Source organism: Streptomyces sp. SAS_270 (assembly GCF_052543295.1).
This window is the reverse complement of sequence record NZ_JBMNDS010000029.1, coordinates 84150-105638: the sequence shown is the minus strand read 5'-3', so window position 1 is coordinate 105638 and position 21489 is coordinate 84150. Positions and strand designations below refer to the sequence as shown.

The following is a 21489-nucleotide window of genomic DNA, read 5'->3' as shown; positions in this document are numbered from 1 at the left end:
CCCCAAGTACGTCCAGTACGAGGGCCTTCGTCCGGCACGCCGAGGGCACGCACCGAACACCGCGGGCACCGCACAGGACTTTCAAAACACCCCCTAGTCGCCCTTGCCCTCGGCGAGGGTGTGCGCCACCAGGGCGTTGGCATGGCCGTGCCCCAGCCCGTGCTCGGTCTTCAGCCAGGCGACGAGTTCCATGTGCTTGCTCAGGGGCGAGGAACGGATGAGTCCCTTCCACTCGGCGACCGGCCGGCCGTACTTCTTCTCGATCGAGGGGAAGTAGCTCGCGGGGCCCTTCACGGGTTCGCTCATGTCGCCGATGTCCTGTCCGTCCGGGGAAACAACTCACGAGGCGCCGATGCGCTTCACCCGTATGACCTGAGGGAGCGGGAGAAGTAATCGGTGGGGCGGCGCGTTGTCCGGGTCAGGGCAGCCGTTGTTAGCCTCGCCGGACATCAGTCGTCCGAGGATGGAGTCCGTCGTGGCCCGTACCGCCGCTGTCCGTATCGCGCTCGCCACGTATCGGCCCGATCCCGGCGAGGTCAGTCGTGACGTGGATCTGCCGGTGCTGGTGCGGGCGCTGGAGGGAGCGGGGGCCGGGGCGGAGGCCGTGTACTGGGACGATCCGGATGCGGACTGGGGGGCGTACGACCTTGTCGTGATCCGGTCGACGTGGGACTACAGCTGGCGGGCCGCGGAGTTCGTGGCGTGGGCCGAGCGGTGCGGGAAGGCCACGCGACTCGCCAATCCGGCGCAGGTCGTGCGGTGGAACACCGACAAGCGGTACATCGGGGACCTGGCCGCGGCCGGGGTCCCCGTCGTGCACACCCGGTACGTCGCGCCCGGCGACCCCGTCGATCTGCCCGAGGACCACGAGTACGTGGTGAAGCCGACCTCCGGTGCGGGCGCCCGGTTCGCCGCCCGGTACACCCCCGGCGAGCGGGAGACGGCCCTGCGGCAGCTCGCGCGGATGCACGAGGAGGGGCTGACCGCGATGGTGCAGCCCTATCTGGCGCACATCGACCGCACCGGTGAGCGCGCGCTGCAGTTCTTCGGCGGCCGTCTGCTGCACGCCAGCCGCAAGGGGGCCGTGCTGGCGCCCGGCACACCGTACGACGAGGACAAGGTGGCCCACCCCCGGCTTGAGACCTGGGCGCCCACCGCGGCCGAACTCGCCGTGGCCGAGGCCGCGTTGGCCGCCGTACCGGATACTCCCGAGCTGCTCTACGCCCGGGTCGACCTCGTGGACGGCGACGACGGGGAGCCGCGGGTGATGGAGCTGGAGCTGGTCGAGCCGAACCTCTTCCTCGGACTGCACCCGGGGTCGGTCCCGGCGGTGGCGGAAGCGATCATCCGGGCTGCCGCTCGTTGACCGCCACCCGCTGCACCAGCCCCCATGTGAACTCGGCCGCGCACTCGCGCCGCACCCCCGCCGCGTCCGGCGCCGTGAACGCCAGCCCCCAGCGGGTCGGCGCCGTGCCCTCCAGGGGGCGGGCGGGGGCGAAGGCGCGGGCGGCCTCGTCGACCGTGCAGGACCAGGGAGTCAGGTCGTCGAGCGTGCGCAGGAGCGGGCCCGGGGCGCCCGGCGCGCGGACCAGCCACTCGTTCCAGGCCGCGCCGTTCGGGCCGAGAAGCACCTCGAAGCGGAGGTCCGGCCAGAGGGGGACCGGCCACAGCAGGGCCTCACAGGCGAGGTCGCCGATCCGGCGCTTCTCGACATGCTCAGGCACGCCGAGGATCGAGCGGTAGCGGGAGGCCGCAGCCCTGGACCTCGGGGCGTGCAGCATCGCCTGCCAGCGGCGGTTCGCCTCACGCATGTCACCCATGGACGCACCCAGCTCCCGGCGGGCGTCCTCGACGAGATCCGGGTTGTGGTCGGCCATCCGGCGCAGCAGGACCAGCTGGAAGTCGAGCGGGGTGAAGGGGCCGGCACCGGCGGATCGCTTTGCGGAGGGCATGGGGTCCATGGTCGCGCACGGCGCCTGGTTCGCGCTTCGTCCCCGGGGCGCCTCAGCCGGGGTCGGGGCGATGGCCGTGGGCGACTCCTCGGGACTGCGTGCTCGTCCCTCGGCCTCTTCGCGCGCGGGGGCCGGGGCCTGGGAAGCGACCGTCCGGGTGGAGGTCATGGTGTCTGTTTTCGTCCTCCCCGCCTCCAAGGCGCCTCAGTCCATGTCGAGGCGCCGGCCGTGGGCGACTCCTCGGGACTGTGCGCGCTCGTTTCCTCGGCCTTGGCGCGTGCGGGGGCCGGGGCCCGGGCGGCGGCCGTCCGGGAGGAAGAGGACCGAGTTGACGTAGCGCGGGCCGTGCGGCGGGAGGACCCTGCGCAGCAGGCCCTGTGAGACGACGTGTGCGGTGCGGGCCTGGTGGGCCTCCAGGGGGAACGACGCGAGGGGCAGCCAGGCGGCGCCGGGCAGCACCCAGCCGTCGTAGCCCCGCTCGGCGAGGTGCTCCACGACCGGGGCGATCGGCTGGATACGGGACTCCAGCTCGACGAAGAGGGCGGGGCGGTCGCGGGCCAGCAGGGTCGCCGCGCCGCGCAGCACGGCCAGCTCGTTGCCGTCCACGTCGATCTTGATGAAGTCGACGTCCCGCAGGTCCAGGCCGTCCAGCGTCACGCAGGGCACCTCCAGTGCCCGGGCGTGGATGTCCCGGCGGACCAGCGAGGACACGCCCCGGTCGCCCGCGTCGTCCGACGGCAGCCACAGACGGGCGGTGCCCGGGCGGTCGGAAGCGGCGGCGGGGACCACGCGGACGTTCCCGGGGCCGCGGGAGGAGAGCAGCCGGGCCAGGTGCGGGACGGGTTCGACGGTGACCACACGGGCGGCCCGCTTCGCCAGCCGGCGCGTCCACGGCCCGTACCAGCCGCCCACGTCCACGGCCGTGCCGCAGTCCGTGGGGCAGAGGTCGCCGAGCCGGGCCAGCTCGGGCTCGAAGCGTGGGTAGACCAGCCGGGCGGTCGCGGCGACCAGGCGCAGCGGGAGGAAGGGGGCCAGGCGCGCGGTCAGGGTCGTCATGGAGCCATCCGCTTCAGCAGCTCCTCGTGTTCGTCCTCCGTGACCTGTTCGCCGGAGGACGGCAGCAGCTGCGGGATGCCGTCGACGATCGGGTAGCGGCGGTGCAGCCGCGGGTTGTAGAGCACCTCCTCCTTCTCGGCCTCCGGCGTCAGCAGATGCAGCGGCCCCTTGTCGAGCGGGCAGGCCAGGATCTTCAGCAGCGGGTCGTCGGGGTTCATGGGGGTGTCAACTCCTTGGCACCTATGGGGGGTTGGGGCGCCGCGTCGTGTTTCGGCATGGCGAGAAGGACGGAGACCGCGAGAGCGGTGCCCGCCAGGCGCAGCGCGAGCCGCAGCGGATCGTGCGGAAGCGCCTCGCCGAACGCGAGCGTGCCGAGGACCGCCGTGAACAGACAGGTCACGGTCGTGCAGACCGGCACGATCAGCGAGGCCCGGCAGCGCTGCAGCGCCGCCTGCGACATGACGAGGCCGAACGCGCCGGTGAACAGCAGCAGATACGGGTACGGGGAGCGCAGCAGCTCGACGACCGCACTGCCCGGCCCGCTTGTCGTCAGATAGGTCGAGGCGCCCTTGATCGCCAGCGAACTCACGCCGTACAACAGGCCCACCGCGACGCCGTACTCGACGCCCGTGGACGGCACGCGGTGCCGGTGCCGGGAGCGGCGCTCGGCGGCCCCGTAGAGCCACACGCCCGCCGCCAGCGACGGCACGCAGACCAGGAGGATCAGCGGCACGGGGGCGCTGCGGCTCACCGTGTCGGAGCCCTGGCGCAGCGAGAGGACGACCATGAGCAGGGCGGCGAGGATCGCCCCGAGCGCGTACCGCTCCCGGCCGCTCGTCTCCTCGCCGAGCAGCCGCGCGGAGAGCAGTACAAGGAGCACGAGCCCCGAAACGAAGATCCCTTGAGCGGCGGCGATCGGAAGCGTGCGGTAGACCGCGAGCTGCGCGCCGAACCCCGCGGCGAGGGCGAGGGAGCCGCCGATCCACAGCGGGCTGCCGAGGACGAGGCGCAGCAGCCGGGCGGGGCGCCGGAAGTTCACCTCGGGCAGAGCGGCCAACGCCCGCTTCTCCAGGACGAATCCGGTGCTGTACAGGACGTTCGCCATCAGGGCCGCGGCCACTCCCCACCACATCGGCTAGGTCCTCCGCGCGTGCAGCAGCAGGATCGAGGAGGCCGACGGAACCGCGCACGCCACCCGGTCCAGGGGGCGCAGCGGACGCGGCACACCGTGGAAGGGTGCTCCGCGCAGCCGTACGACCTCGAAGCCCGACGCGGCCACGAACTCCCGTAGCGCGCGGGCGGTGTAGAGCCGCAGATGGCCGACAACCTCCGTCCCGGGGCGGCCGTGGATGGCGCGCAGGCTCACCTCGGAGAACACGGGCTGGACGCCCGCCAGGAGCAGGGCGCGGTTGTACCAGGCGGCCAGGTTCGGGGTGGAGAGCATGAGATGGCCGCCGGGGCGCAGCACGCGACGGATCTCCTCCAGTGCGGCGTCCGGGTCGACGAGGTGCTCGATGACCTCGCTGAACAGCACCGCGTCGGCCGCGCCGGCCGCGAACGGCAGGCCGCCGTCGGTGAGTTCACCGCGTACGGCGTACGGCAGACGGGCATGGGCGCGTCTGAGCGCGTCCTGGGACCAGTCGACGCCGACGAGACGGTGTCCGGCCAGGAGGGGCGCGGCGGTGGCGGCCGCGGTGCCGTCGCCGCAGCCGATGTCGAGGACGGTCCTCGCGCCGTCGGTGGCCGGGCCGAGCACGGCGGCCAGCATGCGCGCCTGGCGCAGGCTGCGGGGGGTGCCGGAGGCGACGGGGACGGCGGGGTCCTCGTAGAAGTCGCGCAGTTCCCTGCGCACCGGGGCGCTGGTCGTCATGAGACCTCCGTCGCGTGCAGATAGTGCTCGAAGAGGTCGCGGAGGTGGGCGCCGTCGCCGTGGCTGAGCAGGGTGCGCGACCAGCGCAGGGCGAGGTGGAGGCGGCCGGCGGTGGAGGCGGTCGTCACGGTCAGGCCGCGTGGCATACGGGCCGGCGCGGAGAACCAGACCGCGTGGGCGCGCCCGGCCGTGTCGCCGAAGTCCAGGCTGTACGGGATGCGGCCGATGTTGCTCAGGAGGGTGGTCGACGTCCAGGGGGCGATCGTTCTGCGCAGGCCGCGGGTGAGTGCGGCGCGCCACGCGACGGGTACCACGGGCGCCGTCAACAGGGCGGCGCCGTGGCCGAGTTGGGGGCGCGGCAGCGACTTGAGGGCGCGGGTGCGGTCCGCGGTGCGGCGCAGCAGTTCGGCCATCCGGTCCGGGTCCAACTCCTCGGGTGCGAAGGGGACTTCGACGAGCCGGGTGCCGTTGCCGATGGGCATGTCGGTGCCCCGTGGCCGGTCGTCGACGGGCATGGTGATGCGCAGCGGGCGGGGCCGCGCGCCGTGCTCCCGGTTCCAGTGGGTGATCATCAGGGCGGTGGCGGCCATGAGCTGGTCGTTCACGGTGTACGGGGCGCCCTTGGGCCGGCGCGGGACGCTCAGCTCGGTGACGAGCAGGCCGTTGCCCGGCGAGGGTTCGGGGGTGCCGTGGACGACGCGGGCGGGCGGGGCCCAGCCGGACGGGGTGTCCACCTGCTCCTCGGGGGCGTCGGGCGGGCGGACCGGGGGCGCGGCGGGGGAGTTGTCCCGGCCGCCGTACAGCTCGGCCGCGGTGGCCAGCACGCGCAGACAGGCGGGACCGTCCAGGGCGGTGTGGTTGATGGTGAGGAAGAGGACGGTGCCTTCGGACCGGTCGTCCTCGTCGACGACTTCGAGGCGGATCGGCGGTGAGGCGGACAGGGGCGGCGCGTTGTTCAGTGCGCGGTCCCGGGCGTGCTTGAGGGCGTCCCGGTCCGGCGGCGGGAACGTCACCACCCGCACGTCCGGATCGGCGGTCAGTTCCCACTCGTAGCGCCGCCGGTACCAGGGCCCGGCCGCCTCGCGCATGAGGATGCGCGGGTGGCGGTGCAGGGCCTCGGTGAACGCGGACGTGAGACGGGCGGGGTCCAGCCGGCCCGGCAGATGGACCTCGATGTGGACGGTCTCGGGCTCCTCCTCCTGGTGGCAGTGCCGGGCGACCTCGTCCACCACGGGGAACGGCACGCGGTCGGGCGGCCGCGCCGGGCCGTCCGTGCCGCCGCGTGCGGGCTGTTCCAGTGCGGTCATGCGGGCCGGCCCTTCTCCGTGTCCGTGTCCGTTCCGGTACTCGTATCGGTCCCCGTGCCGGGTGCCGGCGTCTCGCCGGGCCGCTCCGGGGTGTCCTCCGGCTCGGGCGGCGTCGCCTTGAACCGCGGCTTGCGGAACCCGATCCGTGCCGTCGGCGGGTCGGGATCCGGCCGCGCGGACTCCGGGCCGCGCGCGGAGATGGTGGTGCTGGAGGCGAGGCCGGAGCCCGTCGTGGGACCGGGCTCCGCAGCAGGACCCGGGGTGCCGGGCCCGCCGGCCTCCCCGCGCCGCCGCTGCGGAAGCGGCGCGGTCGGTGCCTCCGAGCCGGGCGGCGCCGCGAACTGGGCCGTCGTCCCCGCCGCATCGGGCGCACTGGGCTCTTGCACACTCACGAGCGCGGCGAACAGGCCGATCAGGGCCAGCAGTTGGGCCGCCGGCCCGAACGCGCCCTCGCCCGCGCCCACCGGCGACCCGGCTCCCGTCGCCGCAGCGATCCCCGCCCCCGCGAGCGAGAGGAAGGCGATCGGTACGAGCAGGGCGTGCCGTTTCCACGCGAGCAGGGCCAGCGCCGGGACCAGCAGGGCGAAGAAGCCCGCGATCACGATGCCGACGAGCGTGAGCGCGACCGTGCCGAGCCACAGTCCGGGGTCGGGCGGCAGCGGCTGCGGCACGTCGGGGTTGGGCGAGCGGCGCCGCCACAGGGCGAGCCCGGCGAGCGCCGCCACCGCGACTCCGCCGCCGATCAGCCCGGCCTCGTACGTCGTCGAGGGCTCGTAGGAGAGCTTGACGGTGCCGCCCGCGCCGGACGGGATGCGCCAGCCCTGCTGCCAGCCGTCCAGCCGTACCGGCGTGAGTTCCTTGCCGCCCAGAGTCGCCTTCCAGCCGTCGTTGTAGTTCTCGTACGTCGTCAGGTACGAGGCGGCGCCCGAGCCGACCGACACCTCGCGGCGGTCGCCCAGCCAGTCCCGTATCTTCAACTCACGTGCGCCGGCGGTGGCTTCGGTGCCGACCGTGCCGCTGGTGAGCGTCACATCGGTCACGACCAGCGGGCCCGCGTCCCCGGCCTCGACCCGGTGCGAACCCGCGTCGAGCTGCAACCCGTCCTCCGCACGCCCTTCTTGACATAGCGTCAGTTCGATGCCGCGACGCTCCACGAGATCCCGGACGGTGCCCTTCGCGCTCGTCTCGTACAGCTTGCCGTCGACCGCGAGCACCGGTCCCTTGCCGCACGGGAGGGTGAACGTGCGGGTGGCCGAGGGCTGGGGGGTGCGGTACTGGGCGAGGGCCGGGATGTAGGCCTCGGTCAGGCCGACGGGCAGTTGCAGGTCCTCGTCCGCGACCGGGTTGTGGACCGTCAGCGGCGCCGTCTTCGTGACGGTGATGTCGAGGTGGTCGGTCGTGATCGGGTCGAAGCGGACCCAGCCGTTCTCGTCGACTCCGGCGATCGCGGCGCCGTCCGGGGAGCTGATGTTCACCTCGGTCGGGCGGGTGGACAGGCCGCCCGCCGGGGCCAGCACGATCGAGGAGACCGGCTGCTTGTCCGGCCAGCTGAGGTGGATCGTCGGCCGGTCGCCCGCGATCCACGCCGTCGTCAGGTCGCCGTCGGTGAGGTTGCGCGCGGACAGGCCCGCGCCCATCCCCGCCGTGGAATCGGCCGTCGCGGTGATCCGGCGCTCCTGGTCGGGCGCCACCTCGTAGAGCAGCTTGTCGAGGCCCTCGCCCGGGATCGGGACCGCGCTCGCCTTCACGTCGTACGTGCCCGATGTCGACGTCGAGAAGCGGCGGTGCAGGCCCGCCTCCGTGCCCGTCGGGGAGAGGCCGGTGGGGTCGGCGGTGCGGTGCAGCGAGACGATCTCGGAGGAGGAGTCCGAGCCCGCGGCGTCCGTCGGGAGCCGCAGCAGCCGGGTCACCTGGACGTCCGGGAGGTCGATCTCGGAGAAGCCCGCACCCGTGAGGCCGGTGTGCCGGGCGACGGAGTCGACGATCGTGATCCTCATCCAACTCGTCGATCCGGCACGGGCGTTGATGCGCTGCGTCATGCCGTTCGGTTCGAGGAAGCTGGTGACCGACCCCTTTTCCGTCTCCACCCGCACCCGCGTCGGCGCCGACCGCACGCCGCCCTGGGGCAGCGGTGTGACCTTGAACGACGACGGCATGTCGATGGACCCGGTGAACCGGATCCGCAGCCACTGCCCGTTCGCCGAGCCCGCCGCGCCCTCCGCCCACGCGGTGTCCGGGTTGCCGTCGAAGGCGTTCACGGGGTCGTACTGCGGCAGCTGGAACAGCCAGTTGCCGCTCGACGACGCGGTCACCGAACGGGCGCCGCGCAGCTCCGCCACCGTCTGGTGGTCCAGGCCCCGCATCGGCAGGATCTGGTGCGGCTTCTTCCCGGCGTCCTGCGCGCTGTCGGAGGGGTTCCGCTCGTCGGCGGTGTACGTGTACGAGGTGTTGGAGTTGACCAGGCCGAAGCGGGTGTCGGCGCGCCGCATCCCGTCACCGAGGATCTGCACCCCGGGCGTGCCGAGGCCGGGATGGTTGTCGCCGGTCAGGACCGTGGCCCGGCCCCGCATCGACGGATCGGCGGCCAGCGGCAGCAGCGCCTCGGGACCACCGGAGACGACGGCCGTGTCCGCGATCGGCTTCAGCCCGGCCTGTCCGGGGCGCGGCACACCTTCGCCGGTCGGCTCGTAGATCTCCACGGCGCGCTGGCGCGGATACAGGCCCTCGACCTGCATGGGTGTGTCGTTCGCGATGCGTCCGCCGGTCATCACCGGGCCGAAGCCGGTCACCCGCTGGTAGCCCGACTGCTCCAGGGTGCGCTTGACGGTCGCGGTCGGCACGTAGCCGACCTGGTCGGGGTCGAGGTCGTTGCGCACGACGACGTAGTAGAGGCCCGCGCGGCTCAAGTAGTCGGCCAGGCCCGGCACTTGGCCGCCCGTCATCAGGGACTGCTCGACCGCGTCCATGGCGCGCCGGTTGCCCGGGGTGCCGAACGGCACGTAGTCGCGCTCCGCCCAGCGGGAGTCGGCGAGGACGTCGAGGGGTTCGTCGATGGGCGAGCCCCAGGAGTAGATGCCGTGCGCGGTGGCGGGGACGACGAGGGCGCGCGAGTCGGGGGAGTACTTCTTCAGCCAGTCGGCCGTGGTCTCCCAGTAGGTGGGCAGCTTCTGGAACGAACCCGGGTTCAGGATCGACCCGTTGAGGTAGGGCCAGGCGAGCCCGGGCAGCACCAGGATCGCGGCGATCAGCGGGGCGAGGCGGCGTCCGCGCACCCGGCGGGCCCCGCGTTCCTGCGCGGCGACGCCCACCAGGTGCGCGAGGCCGAACACGAGGGCGAGAGCCAGGCCCGTCTGGAACTTGTAGATGTTGCGGAAGGGGACGAGACCGCCGTTCAGCCAGTCCTGGACGACACCGTGGAAGGGCGCGCCGAACGAACCGCCGTACCCGGCAAGGGTGATGAGCGCGACCGACAGCACGGTCAGCACCAGCCAGCGGCGCTCGGGCATGTCCCGTCTCGCGAGGCCCGCAAGGCCCAGCCCGGCCGCGAGCGCCGAGCAGACGATCACGATCACCGAGGACGCGACGGTCCAGCCGGCCGGCAGCCACGCCTCGCCGAAGTGCAGGTACGCGACCCAGTTGCCGCCGCCGCGCAGCGACTCGGTAGCCGACATGGTGGCCGTCGTCGTCTGCGAAGTCTCCACGTACGGAAGGAAGTTCTCGCCGTAGATGCCGAGCATCAGCAGCGGGACCACCCACCACGTGGTCGCCAGGATGACGCCGGGCACCCACCAGGTGATCAACTTGCGCTGCCGGGGTCCGCGTGGGCGGGACAGCAGGTACAGCCCCACCGGCAGCAGGGAGGCCAGGGTCGCGGCCGCGTTCACACCGCCCATGAAGGGGATGAACAGCGCCGAGCGGAGGGCCGCGACGCGGGCGGTGAAGCGCTCGTCGGTGAGCGGGAGCAGCACCCACGGGAGGAAGGCGCCGGGCAGCGCCGCCGCCGAGGTCGAGCCGACGACGATCGTGAACACCGGCCACAGCGCGTACGCCACGGCCGCGAGCAGACGGGAGGCACCGCTCCCGATCCGCAGGCGCTCGGCCAGCCGCAGGGCGCCCCAGAACGCCACCGACACGATGAGCGACAGCCACAGCCGCTCCGCCAGCCACACCGGGAGATGGATCAGCTTGCACAGGCCGTAGAACGGCAGCATCGGCCAGGCGTAGCCGACGTACTGGTCCTGGATGCCGCCGAAGCCGCCCCGGTCGTGCCACAACTGGCCGAGGTCGGAGAGGAACTGCCAGGGGTCGAGCGCGACCCCGAGCTTGGTGTCGAAGGTCGTCCGCCCGGGGTGCACCACCAGGACCAGGACGAACACCACGGCCCAGAACCCCACCAGCCACCGCCGCGACCGCGGGCCCTCAGGGGGTCCCGCGGTGGCCCGTGCGGTGGGGACGGCTGCCGGGGGAGGAGCCTGGACCGTGGTCGTCATGGTGGACACCGCCGGAGGATGAGGAGGAGATTCCAGGTGGCGAACTCGCGCAGTCCCGGCGTCTTCGCGACGGCACCGGCGAGGAAGGGCCAGTAGCGGGAGCGCGCCTGGACGACCGTGACGTCGTCGCGGGCGCGGACCTGCCGCAGGGTGGTGCCGATGTGAACGGCGAAGAGGTTCTCGCCGAGGGTGTGCTTGGCCGGTACTCCGGTACGGCGCTGGTAGCGGGCCCGCGCCCGCTGCGCGCCGAAGTAGTGCCACGGCGCCCACTCGTGACCGCCCCACGGGGACAGCCAGTTGGTGAACGACACGTAGATCAGCCCGTCGGGGCGGGTGACCCGCACCATCTCGCTGAGGAACGTCTGCGGGTCGGACACGTGCTCCAGCACGTTGGAGGAGAAGCAGACGTCGGCGGTGGCGGACGCCAGGGGCAGCAGGTATCCGTCCGCGACCACGGCCCCGTCCGGCGGCTTCGCCCCCAGCTCCCGCACATCCGGCTCGAACAGGTAGGCATTGGCCCCCCGCCGCCGGAACTCCTCGGTGAAGTACCCGCTGCCCCCGCCGACATCGACGACGGTCCGCCCCCGTACGCCGCCCCCGTACGCCTCGACCTGGTCGGCCGCGTCACGCGCGAGCAGCGAGTAACAGGCCTCGGGATCGTCCTGCTCATGAAGGAAGGCCCGGAAGAGCGCGAGGGAACGGCGAAGGGAGGGATCCTTCCAGGGGGCGGCGGCCCCGTGCGGGCGCCCGACGTCGGCCGGTGTGCCCGACGGGTTGCTGCCGGCCGGGACCGCTGCTCCATGCCGGGCCGAGGTCGGCTCGCCGTCGCCCGCCCCCGCCGGCTGTGGCGGAGCAGCGGGGGACGTGGCCGGGCGGCGGTCGTCGGGGCCGGGGTTCATGGGCGTCACCCCTGCCAGGAGGTGACCGCCTCCGCGGCCACCGTCCTGAACTGGCGGACCGTGTGGTTCCAGCGGTACTGGGCGGCACGGTCGCGAGCCGCCTTGCCCATGAGTTCGCGGCGGTGGGCGGAGAGGGCGAGGGTGCACCAGGCGGCGGCGAAGGAGGACTCGCCGCGGGCCAGGACACCCGTCTCGCCGTCCTCGACGGAATCCCGCAGTCCGGGTACGTCGAAGGCGATCGTCGGGGTCTCGCGTGTCGCGGCCTCGGTGACCACCAGGCCCCAGCCCTCGACCGCGGAGGGGTGCAGAAGCAGCCACGCCGCGCACATCAGCCGGTGCTTCTCGGTCTCGGAGACATGGCCGACGAACTCCACGCCGGGACCCGCGAGTTGGGAGAGGCGTTCGCGTTCGGGGCCGTCGCCGACGATCACGAGCCGGCCGCCCGTCACAGGGCGCACACGCTCCCAGAGCCGTAGGAGGAGATCGATCCGTTTGTACTCGACCAGCCGTCCCATCGCCAGGAACAACGGCTCCGGTGAACGCGGGGTCCGCGGACCCGGCTCCTCGACCCCGTTGTGCACGACGCGGATGCGGTCGCGCTCGACCCCGATCGAGTTCAGGGCGTGGGCCGTCGACGGCGAGACGGCGACCAGGAGGTTGTGGCGTTGCGCGCCCGCGAGCGCCCAGTGCTCAAGTCTTCGGCCCAGCCGCGCCGCGGGCGCCAGCGGTCCGCCGAACCGCATCCGCCACAGGTCGGTGTGGACGTGGTTGACCAGGCAGAGCGTCGGCCCGTGGTGCCACAGCGGCGCCAGGTACGGCATGCCGTTGCACACCTCGACCAGCAGGTCGCAGTCGCCCACCTGACGGTGGAACGCCGAGCGGGCGCGCAGAAAGTGGCCGTAGTCGCCGCCGGCGGAGACGACCCGGTAGTCGCGGTAGGACGCGGGGCCGCCGCACAGCAGGGTGACCTGGTGGCCGAGCTGGGTCAGCCCGTCGGCCAGCCGGTCGACGAGGAGTTCGGACCCGCCGGCGGCCGGATTGTCCAGGTCGCGGTGGGCGAGGAAAACGATTCGGCGCGGGTGTGGGGGGTGCGCCGGAGGGTACTGCGCGGAGCGCGGGAACGCTTCGCGCAGTGGGGAAGGCACGTGCTGGGGCATAGGTGCTCCAACTCGTCAGGGTGCGGAACTCAGCGTGGGGGGCGTACAGGGCACGGTGCGGATCTGGTCGGACACGCGGTGCGGGTTGCTGTGGGGGGACTGAGCTCTTCTTGGGTGAGGGATGTGGACGGGTTGTGCTCGGGTGGGTGGACAGTTTTCGCCCAGCCGTTCGCCACGGCTACTCACCGAAGTGACAATTTCCGGGGTTATTAGAACTGACGTCACGTCACATCGTGAGCGGAGGCGGCGGCATCTCGGACGTATCGGGGCGCCGCCGTCCTCGTACCACCAAAACGCCCCCCACCGCCACGAGGACGAATCCGGCCACAGCGGCACCGATCGGCAACGTCTGCCCCACCATGCGCAGTTGACCGCTCTCCTTCTTCGCCTGCTTCACCTGGTCCTTCTGCGTCGCGGTGGTGAATCCCAGCTTCTCGCTGTCCAGGAGCACGGCGGCGTCCTTCTTCGAACCGGGGGCACGCAGCGTCTTCCGGGGGCCGACCTGGGCGTAGATCACCCGGCCGGTGCGCTGGTCGACGACGAGTTCGATGAGGTGGTTGGCGTACCACTCCTCGGCGAGCACCTGACTGCGCTCCGGCTCGTCCACGATCGCGCCCGGGACCAGGCGTGTTCCGGTCCGGGTGGCGGGCACGGTGCCGGTGAACCGGTAACCCTGGTACCCCTGCACCTTCTTGGTGCCCTTGTAGTGCAAAGTGACCGTTGCGCCAAGGGAGTTGTCCCACCAGCGGTACGAGCGTTTCTGCACGTCGAAGGGGAACTTCAGGTAGGCGTCACCCTCGAAGTAGGGCTTCTCGCGGCAGCAGTGGACGGGCTCGTTGGTCCTGCGGTCGGTGACCCAGCGGCCGGGCATGAACTCCAGGGCGTCGTGCGGGTCGGCCGCCGGCAGCGACTTGTCCGTGTCGACGGTGGTCGTCACGTCCCAGACCGCCTTCCCGCTCTTCTCGCTGTCGGCGACATCGCCGCGGACCTGCTGGGTGACGGTGATGTGCTGGTCGGGCACGGTCTTGACCTTGTCGACGTCGAAGACGCTGCCCGTGCCGGTGTAGATCGCGGTGGTGTCGATGTCGACCGGGTTCACGGCGGCGCGCGGCTGCACGTACCACGCGAGCAGCGGGGCCAGGACCAGGAGGAACGTCCCGAGCCCCAGCAGGATCAGGGAGACGGGTGAGGCGGTTCTGCGCATCCGGGCACTCCAGGGGCGTGAGGGGCTCGACTCACCGGGAGGTACGGATGGATACAGGTGCATACGGGTGGGTCGACACCGTGGGAGGAAATGCACGTGCGGTACGGGCCGGGAACCGTAGGCGCACCCTTGACGGGGTGTCAATGCATTGTCGAGACTGGCCACTGCCGGGCCGCTGTTCGGCAACGGGTGGGAACCGCGGGGCCGAGGGACACGGCCGCGCGGAGCGCCGGGATGGGGACGACCTCCGACAGAGAGGCTCACCCTGCCATGTCCAGACTGCTCGCCGCCGCCCTGACCATGGCGGCCGCCGCCGCACTCGCCGTGGGCGCCGCCCTAGGCATCGTCGCCCTGCTCGACGCGACCCCGGACCAGCCGAACACGCCGCTGATCACCTACGAGAATGCCGGCCAGGAGCGCTGACCGTGATCCCTCACCCGGGAACCGTCACCACCGGCTCGGCCTGGCGCGACGTTCCCCGACTCCAGGTGCGCCGGTTCGCGGCGCTCGCCATGGAGCAGGCCCCGGCCCTCGCCGAGGAGATCCTGCGCGAGATCCGCCGCGAGTACCCGCACCTGCCCGTCGTGCTCGACGACTCCGGCGAACCCATGGCGCTGATCGGCATCCGCCGGGCCATCGAGGTCTTCGTGCAGCACCTGGAGAGCGCCGAGGGCCACCCGCGCGTCCACCCCGAGGTCTTCCAGGAATTCGGCCGTGGCGAGGGCCTGCACGGCCGCAGCCTCGACTCCCTTCAGGCCATCTACCGGCTGGGCGTCCGGCTCGCCTGGCGCCGCTTCGCCGAGATCGGGCAGATGGTCGAGATCCCGCCACCGGCGATGTACGAACTCGTCGACGCCGGATACGAGTACCTGGACGGCCTCGTCGACCAGTCCGTGCGCGGCTACGCCGAGGCCGCGGCACGCCAGGCCGGGGAACGGCTGCGGCTGCAGCGCCGCCTCATGGAGCTGCTGCTCGCCGAGCACCACCGCGGCGACCCCGCCGAGGCACTCGTCGAGCGCGCCGCCCGCATCGGCTGGCCGCTGCCCAAGAGGGTCGCCGTCGCCGTGCTGCTGCGCCCGGCCCGCGAGGCCGTCGCGCCCGCCGTCGGACAGGACGTGCTCCTGGACATGGAGTACGAGCAGCCGCGCATGGTCGTGCCCGAGCCGGCCGCCGCCGGCCGCCCGGAGCTGCTGCACCGCGCCCTCGCCGGGTGGGCGGGCGCGGTGGGGCCCCCGGTGCCGCTGGCCGACGCGGCGAAGTCGCTGCGCTGGGCGGAGGCCGCCGTACGGCTGATGGAGCGGCGGCTGCTGCCCGCCGGTGAGGTGCTGCACTGCACGGAACACACCGAGGCCCTGGTCCTCCTCCAGCCCGAGGAACTCATCGACGACCTCGCCCTGCGGTGCCTGGCCCCCCTCGAACACTGCGGCCCCACCCACGGCCGCCGCCTCGCCGAGACCCTGCTCGCATGGCTGGAAACACGCGGTGGCGCCCCCGAGGTCGCGGCCCGCCTCGGCGTCCATCCGCAGACCGTCCGCTACCGCCTGCGGCAGATCCGCGAACTGTGGGGCGATGAGATAGACGACCCGGACCGCCGCTTCGAACTGGAACTGGTGTTACGGGCGCAACGGCTGCGCGGGGAACTGGGAGACCCCCGGGCGCGCCGCTGACGTGGGCGGTCGCCGGGCGTCAGGACAGCGCCGTCCACGCCTGGTCGACCAGCCCGGCGACCTGTTGCGGATCATGGCCCACGTCACCGGACACCTGACGGATCTGCACGGTCAGGCCGTCGGCGGTGCGCTGGCAGGAGATGACGTGCACGCTGTCGGAAGCCGGGGTGCCGCCGGAGTTCGTGGGGTCGTTGTAGATCACGCAGTCCACTTTCCGGAAGCTGCTCAGCTTGTTCGGGGCCACGACCAGTCCCAGCTGGACGGGATCCTGATACGCGACGAACGGCCGTGGGGAGCGCGCGCGGACGGCCGTCAGCTGGAAGAGGTTCTCGAACTTGCGGTCGGCGAAGCTCTGGACGACGGCCGGGGCGCCGCCGTACGCCGTGGACAGCAGACCGGTGCTGCGCCGGTCCGCCGTGGCGAACTGCTTCGCGTTCTTGTCCGCGCTCCCGTCCTTGCGCAGAGCCTTCGCCGCGGCGTCCTGGTGCAGGAAGTCGCCGAGCTTCTCCGGCGCGGACAGGGCGGCCGTCGACCCGCCGGTCAGGGCACCCTGACCGCCGGCCGCGGAGGTGTCGTCCCTGGTCAGCAGCCAGGGCACGCCGATGACGGCCGCACCGAGGAGCAGGCCGGCGAGGCCCACCGTCACCGGCCGGGCGTACCAGGCGGCTCTTGGTGGGCCCGGTGCGGGCGGAGCGGAGGCGGGCATCGGCGGAGGTGCGAACGGGCCGGGCGGTTCCGTCATGCCTTCTCACCCTGGCCTTCCCCCGTGGCGGATGCGTGTGGGGGCTCTTCCCGTCCGGCCGCACCCGGAAACGCCAGGACTCCGCAACCGACCTGGGGCCCGCCCATTGCCGCCCCCGCCCACTATGACTAGCCTGTGTTCGTCATGCCGATCGTCTGTTGAAATTTCGAACACAGGCACTGAGACATATAGGGAGGGGGCCGGTTGTGGGACGCCTAGTACCTGCCGTGACCCGGGCTCTCGACATACTCGAACTCTTCCTGGACGGGGACGGAACGCTCTCCGCCCCCGACATCGTGCGCAGGCTCCAGCTGCCCCGCACGACCGTGCACGAGCTGGTGACCACCCTGGCCGCCCGTTCGTACATCGTCCAGGTGCCGGGTCAGCCGGGACGCTACCGGCTCGGTGTACGCCCGTACCAGCTCGGCAGCCGCTACGCCGAGCAGCTGGACCTCGCCGCCGAGGGGCAGCAGGTCGCCCGCTCGGTCGCCGAGACGTGCGACGAGACCGTCCACGTGGCGATCCTCGAGGGCACGGATGTCATCTACATCGCGAAGGTGGACTCCACGCACGCCGTGCGCATGGTGTCCGCCGCCGGGCGCCGGCTGCCCGCCCACTGCACCTCCGTCGGCAAGATGCTGCTCGCCTCGCTCCCCGAGCCGGAGCTGACCGCGCGCATCCCCGGCGACGCGGACCTGGTCGCGATGACGCCCAACAGCATCACCGACCCGGCCGCCCTGCGCGAGGCCCTCGTCGAGATCCGCGCGCGCGGCATCGCCGTGGAGCGCCGTGAGTCCAATCCGGACGTCAGCTGCGTCGCCGCCCCGGTGCGCGACCGCACGGGCCGGGTCGTCGCCGCGCTCTCCATCTCCGTGCCGATGATCCGCTGGAGCGACGACCGCCGTATCGAGCTGGAGCAGCTCGCCGCGAAGGGTGCGGCCGAGCTGTCGGAGCGGCTCGGCCACCGGAGCGTGGCGTGAGCGCGATCGAGGTCGCCGTCCGCGAGCAGGCGGCGCTCGGCGAGGGGCCGACCTGGGACACGGCACGGCAGCGGCTCATCTGGGTCGACATCCTCGGCTCCCGGGTGCACACCTACGACCCCGCATCCGGGCGCCGTACGGTCATGGTCACCGAGCAGCACGTGGGCGCGGCGAAGCCACGGGCGGGCGGCGGTCTGGTCGTCAACCTCCGCGACGGCGTGGCGCTGTACGGGCCCGAGGGCCAGGACTTCCGGTGGCTGCACCGGGAGGTCGTCCCGGGGCGCCGGGGCAACGACGCGGCGGTCGCACCCGACGGCACGCTGTGGGCCGGCACGATGCGCTACGACGAGGCGGCGGGCGGCGGCACGCTGTCCCGCTTCTCCGCGGACGGCACGGCCGAGGCGGTCCTCGACGACGTGGCGGTGAGCAACGGCACCGGCTGGAGCCCGGACGGACGGCTGATGTACTACGTCGACTCGCCGACCCGGCGGATCGACGTGTTCGACGTGGGTGAGGATCAACTGCCCGTCAACAGGCGGACGTTGGCGACCGTCGAGGACGGCTTCCCGGACGGTCTCACCGTCGACGCCGACGGGTGCGTGTGGGTCGCGCTGTGGGACGGCGGCGCGGTCCGCCGCTACACGCCGTCCGGCGAGCTGGACCGGGTCGTGGAGCTGCCTGTGCGCCGCCCCACGGCCTGCGCCTTCGGCGGCGCGGACCTGACCGATCTGTACATCACCACGGCCTGTACGGGGCTGGAGGCGCCGCACCCGATGTCGGGCTCGGTGCTGGTGCTGCCCGGCGCGGGGAAGGGCCTGCCGCAGCCCGCGTTCGCCGGGTAGCGATTCCCGGGCAGCGCGCCCCACGAGGTCCGAGGCCCCCGTCCAGTCGCTGGACGGGGGCCGTCGATTTTTGCGCAAACCATTGACGAGAAAGCGCTTCCTATCTACGGTCCCGTTCGAAGTTACGAGCATCTATCGAAATCTCGAACAGTGAGGGCAGGGCATGGGACAACCTGGCCTGAACCGTAGGCAACTCCTGGCCGGAATCGGCGGGTTGACGGTTGCGGGAAGCCTCGGCTTCGCCGCGCTCGGCACCGGAGCGGACGCACTGGCCTCCAGCGCGAGCAGCCGCGTGCGCTACTGGAACCTCTTCAGCGGCGGCGACGGCGCCAACATGATCGCGATGCTGGACGCCTTCCGTAAGGCGAACCCCTCCATCGACGTGAAGGACTCGACCCTCCAGTGGGGCAATCCCTTCTACACCAAGCTGGCCATGGCCGCCGCGGGCAACCGCGCGCCGGAGCTGGGCGTCATGCACATGGGCCGCGTCGCGGGCTTCTCGCCGGGCCGCCTCCTGGACCCGTGGGACGAGGCCCTCCTCGCCAGGTACGGCGTCCGCAAGGAGGACTACAACCCGGCGCTGTGGAACCGCGGCGTCATCGACGGCAAGCTCTACGCCCTGCCGCTCGACATCCACGTACAGCTCTGCTTCTACCGCAAGGACGTCCTGAAGAAGGCGGACCTCCTCGGTGACGACGGCCGGATGATCCCGGTCGGCTCCACCACCGAGTGGTTCGACATCCTCAAGAAGGCCAAGGCGGTCCAGAAGAAGGGCCTGCAGACGATCGGTCTGTGGACCCAGGACCAGAACTTCCAGTGGTGGTTCTTCGTCGCCTTCTACACCCAGCTCGGCGGCACCTGGTTCAACGACGCCAAGACCGAGGTCACCTTCGACGCCGACAAGGCCACCCAGGTCCTGGAGTTCCTGCGGCAGCACGTCGCCGACGGGTACGTCATCCCCGGAGCCCCCACCGGCGAACAGTTCATCAACGGCGCCCCCTTCACCTGGGAGGGCAACTGGTCCGTGCCGGTCTTCTCCGGCGCCAAGCTCGACTACGGCGCGACCCCGCTGCCGCCCGTCTTCGGCAAGCAGGCCACCCACGCCGAGTCGCACTCCTTCGTCCTGCCCCACCAGGCGAACCGCGGCGGCACCACCAACGAGGACGCGCACCAACTGGCCGCCTACGTCGTCAAGCACGCCCTGCAGTGGGCGGCCGGCGGCCACATCCCCGCGTACACACCGACGCTGTCCACGGCCGCGTACAAGAAGCTCACCCCGCAGAACGAGTACGCGAGCGCCATGGACCACCAGGCCACCGAGCCGAAGGTGTGGTTCGCGGGCTCCACCGGCGTCCTCGCCCAGGACCTCGGCCCGGTCGCCGTCTCCTCGACGATGGGCTCGGCCAAGCCCGCCGCCGCCGCGGCCACCATGAAGAGCCACCTCACCAAGCTCCTCGCCTCGAAGAACCCGATGGACGGCAAGACCGCCGCGCAGGGAGGTGCGTCCGCATGACGACCAGTGCCCAGACCGTCGTCGCACCGGCGCGGGTGAAGACCGCCGCCGCGAGTGCCACAGCCCGCCGCAAGCAGGGCTTCCAGCACGGGGGATGGTTCGTCGCCCCGTTCGTGGCGCTCTTCGCCCTGTTCGTGATCTGGCCGCTGATCCGCGGCGTCTACCTCAGCTTCACGGACGCCAACATCTCCGGCGACGGCGCGAACTTCATCGGCCTCGACAACTACCGCGAGGCGCTCGGCGACTCGATGATGTGGGACGCGCTCGGCCACAGCGCGTACTTCACACTCCTGGTCGTGCCCTGCATCACCGTCCTCGCCTTCCTCCTCGCGATGCTCGCCCACAACATCGAACGCGGCAAATGGCTGTGGCGCCTGTGCTTCTTCGCGCCGTTCCTGCTCCCCTCCACCGTCGCGGGCAACATGTGGCAGTGGCTGTTCACCCAGGGAATCGGCCTGTTCAACGAGACCTTCGGACTCGACACACCCTGGCTGACCGACAAGTCGTACGCGATGCTCGCCATCGTCATCACCACCCTGTGGTGGACCGTCGGCTTCAGCTTCCTGCTCTACCTCGCAGCGCTCCAGGGCATCCCCGCCCACCTGTACGAGGCCGCGAAGCTGGACGGCGCCAACGCCTGGCACCGCATGGTCCACATCACCCTGCCCATGCTGCGCAACATCACCGGCCTGGTGATCGCGCTCCAGATCCTCGCCTCGCTCCAGCTCTTCGACCAGGCCGTCGTGATGATGGACTTCGGCCCCGGACCCGAGCTCAGCACCCGCTCGTTCGTCCAGTACACCCTCGAACAGGGCTTCACCAGCTACCGCGTGGGCTACGCCTCCGCGATGTCCATCATCTTCTTCGTGATCATCGCAGCCGTCGCCCTCGCGCGGATGTGGCTGCTGCGCAACCGTGAGGAGGGCGGCCGATGACCACCGCCGAGACGACCGCACGCACCGTACGCACCAAGTCCCGCAAGCCGTGGACACCCAGCCAGATCGTCCTCACGCTGATCGGCGTCGCCGTCTCCGCCGTCTTCCTGGCGCCGATCGCCGCGGCCCTGTTCACCTCGCTCAAGTCCGAGGCGGAGGCGGCCGAGATCCCGCCGCACTGGCTGCCGAAGGTCTGGACGGTCCAGGCCTGGAAGGCGCTGTGGGAGACCGGCAACATCTCGAACTGGTTCGTGAACTCGTTCGTGGTGTCGGTGTGCGTGACCGCGATCGTGGTCACGGTCGCGGCGCTGGCCGGCTACGGCTTCGCCCGTACGGAGTTCCGCGGCAAGGGCCTCCTCATGGGCGTGGTGATGTCGGGCCTGATGATCTCCCCGGCCGTCCTCGGAGTGCCCCTGTTCACCACCGTCCAGCAGATGGGGATGGTCGACACCTACTGGGGCATGATCCTGCCGCAGTGTGCACCCGCCGCGATGGTCTACATCCTCTACAAGTTCTTCCAGGGCATCCCGAAGGAGCTGGAGGAGGCCGCCTTCATCGACGGCGCGGGCCGCTGGCGGGTCTTCTTCACCATCATCCTGCCGCTGTCCCGCCCCTCGCTCTCGGCGGTCGGCATCTTCACCTTCATCGCCTCCTGGAACAACTTCCTGTGGCCCTACATGGTGACCAACAACCCCGACCTGATGACCATGCCCAACGGCATCGCGACCGTCATGAACTCCTACGGCATCCAGTGGGCCCAGCTCATGGCCGGCGGCCTCATGGCGGGCCTCCCGCTGATCGTCGTGTTCGTCTTCTTCCAGCGCCAGATCGTGGCGGGTGTCGCGCACACCGGCCTGGCCGGACAGTAGGAGTAG

The 21489-nt window shown here is 71.8% G+C and carries 20 protein-coding genes; 8 read left to right on the top strand and 12 right to left on the bottom strand.

What is annotated here, in order from left to right; translation table 11 throughout:
- Window positions 1-93 precede the first annotated feature (93 nt).
- Window positions 94-306 carry a DUF4287 domain-containing protein gene (locus ACN6LB_RS21110; protein ID WP_445027269.1) on the bottom strand — a complete coding sequence of 71 codons (213 nt, stop codon included), beginning with the start codon at window positions 304-306 and terminating at the stop codon, window positions 94-96.
- Between the two features lie 157 nt (window positions 307-463).
- Between ACN6LB_RS21110 and ACN6LB_RS21105 the strand changes: the two genes are divergently transcribed.
- A complete protein-coding gene (locus tag ACN6LB_RS21105) occupies window positions 464-1366 on the top strand; it encodes an ATP-grasp domain-containing protein (RefSeq protein WP_445027268.1) in 903 nt (300 codons plus the stop codon).
- Here the strand turns inward: ACN6LB_RS21105 and ACN6LB_RS21100 are convergent.
- The 10 genes from ACN6LB_RS21100 to ACN6LB_RS21055 form a co-directional block, all read right to left on the bottom strand.
- Window positions 1344-1961 (bottom strand): hypothetical protein, encoded by a 618-nt coding sequence (locus tag ACN6LB_RS21100; RefSeq protein ID WP_445027273.1) that lies wholly within the window; start codon window positions 1959-1961, stop codon window positions 1344-1346. The two genes, ACN6LB_RS21105 and ACN6LB_RS21100, sit on opposite strands and share 23 nt — an antisense overlap.
- Before the next feature lie 195 nt (window positions 1962-2156).
- Window positions 2157-3008 carry an FkbM family methyltransferase gene (locus ACN6LB_RS21095; protein ID WP_445027267.1) on the bottom strand — a complete coding sequence of 284 codons (852 nt, stop codon included), beginning with the start codon at window positions 3006-3008 and terminating at the stop codon, window positions 2157-2159.
- Window positions 3005-3226 (bottom strand): Trm112 family protein, encoded by a 222-nt coding sequence (locus ACN6LB_RS21090; protein WP_356132891.1) that lies wholly within the window; start codon window positions 3224-3226, stop codon window positions 3005-3007. Before ACN6LB_RS21090 ends, ACN6LB_RS21095 begins: the two co-directional genes overlap by 4 nt.
- The gene (locus ACN6LB_RS21085; protein ID WP_356132962.1) at window positions 3223-4128 is read right to left on the bottom strand and encodes a hypothetical protein; all 906 of its coding nucleotides are present in this window, start codon (window positions 4126-4128) and stop codon (window positions 3223-3225) included. The genes ACN6LB_RS21090 and ACN6LB_RS21085 overlap by 4 nt, the downstream gene beginning before the upstream one ends.
- 15 nt (window positions 4129-4143) lie before the next feature.
- Window positions 4144-4878 carry a class I SAM-dependent methyltransferase gene (locus tag ACN6LB_RS21080; RefSeq protein WP_445027266.1) on the bottom strand — a complete coding sequence of 245 codons (735 nt, stop codon included), beginning with the start codon at window positions 4876-4878 and terminating at the stop codon, window positions 4144-4146.
- Complete coding sequence (locus ACN6LB_RS21075; RefSeq protein ID WP_445027265.1) at window positions 4875-6185, bottom strand: condensation protein; 1311 nt, start codon at window positions 6183-6185, stop codon at window positions 4875-4877. Before ACN6LB_RS21075 ends, ACN6LB_RS21080 begins: the two co-directional genes overlap by 4 nt.
- On the bottom strand, window positions 6182-10675 hold the full coding sequence (locus ACN6LB_RS21070; protein WP_445027272.1) for an alpha-(1->3)-arabinofuranosyltransferase domain-containing protein: 4494 nt from the start codon (window positions 10673-10675) through the stop codon (window positions 6182-6184). The genes ACN6LB_RS21075 and ACN6LB_RS21070 overlap by 4 nt, the downstream gene beginning before the upstream one ends.
- A complete protein-coding gene (locus ACN6LB_RS21065) occupies window positions 10672-11574 on the bottom strand; it encodes a class I SAM-dependent methyltransferase (RefSeq protein WP_445027264.1) in 903 nt (300 codons plus the stop codon). The genes ACN6LB_RS21070 and ACN6LB_RS21065 overlap by 4 nt, the downstream gene beginning before the upstream one ends.
- 5 nt (window positions 11575-11579) lie before the next feature.
- Complete coding sequence (locus ACN6LB_RS21060) at window positions 11580-12731, bottom strand: glycosyltransferase family 4 protein (RefSeq protein ID WP_445027263.1); 1152 nt, start codon at window positions 12729-12731, stop codon at window positions 11580-11582.
- 226 nt (window positions 12732-12957) lie between these two features.
- Entirely contained in the window at window positions 12958-13935 is a 978-nt protein-coding gene (locus ACN6LB_RS21055) for a DUF3068 domain-containing protein (RefSeq protein ID WP_445027262.1), read from the bottom strand.
- 270 nt (window positions 13936-14205) lie between these two features.
- On the opposite strand from ACN6LB_RS21055, the gene ACN6LB_RS21050 reads away from it, so the two are divergent.
- Window positions 14206-14358, top strand: a complete 153-nt coding sequence (locus tag ACN6LB_RS21050; protein WP_356132879.1) for a hypothetical protein — start codon at window positions 14206-14208, stop codon at window positions 14356-14358.
- A 2-nt stretch (window positions 14359-14360) separates the two neighbouring features.
- Window positions 14361-15602, top strand: a complete 1242-nt coding sequence (locus tag ACN6LB_RS21045; RefSeq protein WP_356132877.1) for a PucR family transcriptional regulator — start codon at window positions 14361-14363, stop codon at window positions 15600-15602.
- Window positions 15603-15621: 19 nt separating this feature from the next.
- Here the strand turns inward: ACN6LB_RS21045 and ACN6LB_RS21040 are convergent, their stop codons facing one another.
- The gene (locus tag ACN6LB_RS21040) at window positions 15622-16344 is read right to left on the bottom strand and encodes a hypothetical protein (protein ID WP_445027261.1); all 723 of its coding nucleotides are present in this window, start codon (window positions 16342-16344) and stop codon (window positions 15622-15624) included.
- Between the two features lie 206 nt (window positions 16345-16550).
- On the opposite strand from ACN6LB_RS21040, the gene ACN6LB_RS21035 reads away from it, so the two are divergent.
- The 5 genes from ACN6LB_RS21035 to ACN6LB_RS21015 all read left to right on the top strand — a co-directional run bounded on the left by ACN6LB_RS21035 (window position 16551) and on the right by ACN6LB_RS21015 (window position 21483).
- The gene (locus ACN6LB_RS21035) at window positions 16551-17324 is read left to right on the top strand and encodes an IclR family transcriptional regulator (protein ID WP_356132873.1); all 774 of its coding nucleotides are present in this window, start codon (window positions 16551-16553) and stop codon (window positions 17322-17324) included.
- Window positions 17321-18166, top strand: a complete 846-nt coding sequence (locus tag ACN6LB_RS21030; protein WP_445027260.1) for an SMP-30/gluconolactonase/LRE family protein — start codon at window positions 17321-17323, stop codon at window positions 18164-18166. Before ACN6LB_RS21035 ends, ACN6LB_RS21030 begins: the two co-directional genes overlap by 4 nt.
- Before the next feature lie 163 nt (window positions 18167-18329).
- Window positions 18330-19679: an extracellular solute-binding protein gene (locus ACN6LB_RS21025; RefSeq protein WP_445027259.1), complete on the top strand. Its 1350-nt coding sequence runs from the start codon at window positions 18330-18332 to the stop codon at window positions 19677-19679.
- Window positions 19676-20614 carry a carbohydrate ABC transporter permease gene (locus ACN6LB_RS21020; protein WP_445027258.1) on the top strand — a complete coding sequence of 313 codons (939 nt, stop codon included), beginning with the start codon at window positions 19676-19678 and terminating at the stop codon, window positions 20612-20614. The genes ACN6LB_RS21025 and ACN6LB_RS21020 overlap by 4 nt, the downstream gene beginning before the upstream one ends.
- The gene (locus tag ACN6LB_RS21015) at window positions 20611-21483 is read left to right on the top strand and encodes a carbohydrate ABC transporter permease (protein WP_356132865.1); all 873 of its coding nucleotides are present in this window, start codon (window positions 20611-20613) and stop codon (window positions 21481-21483) included. Before ACN6LB_RS21020 ends, ACN6LB_RS21015 begins: the two co-directional genes overlap by 4 nt.
- The last annotated feature ends 6 nt before the right edge of the window (window positions 21484-21489 follow it).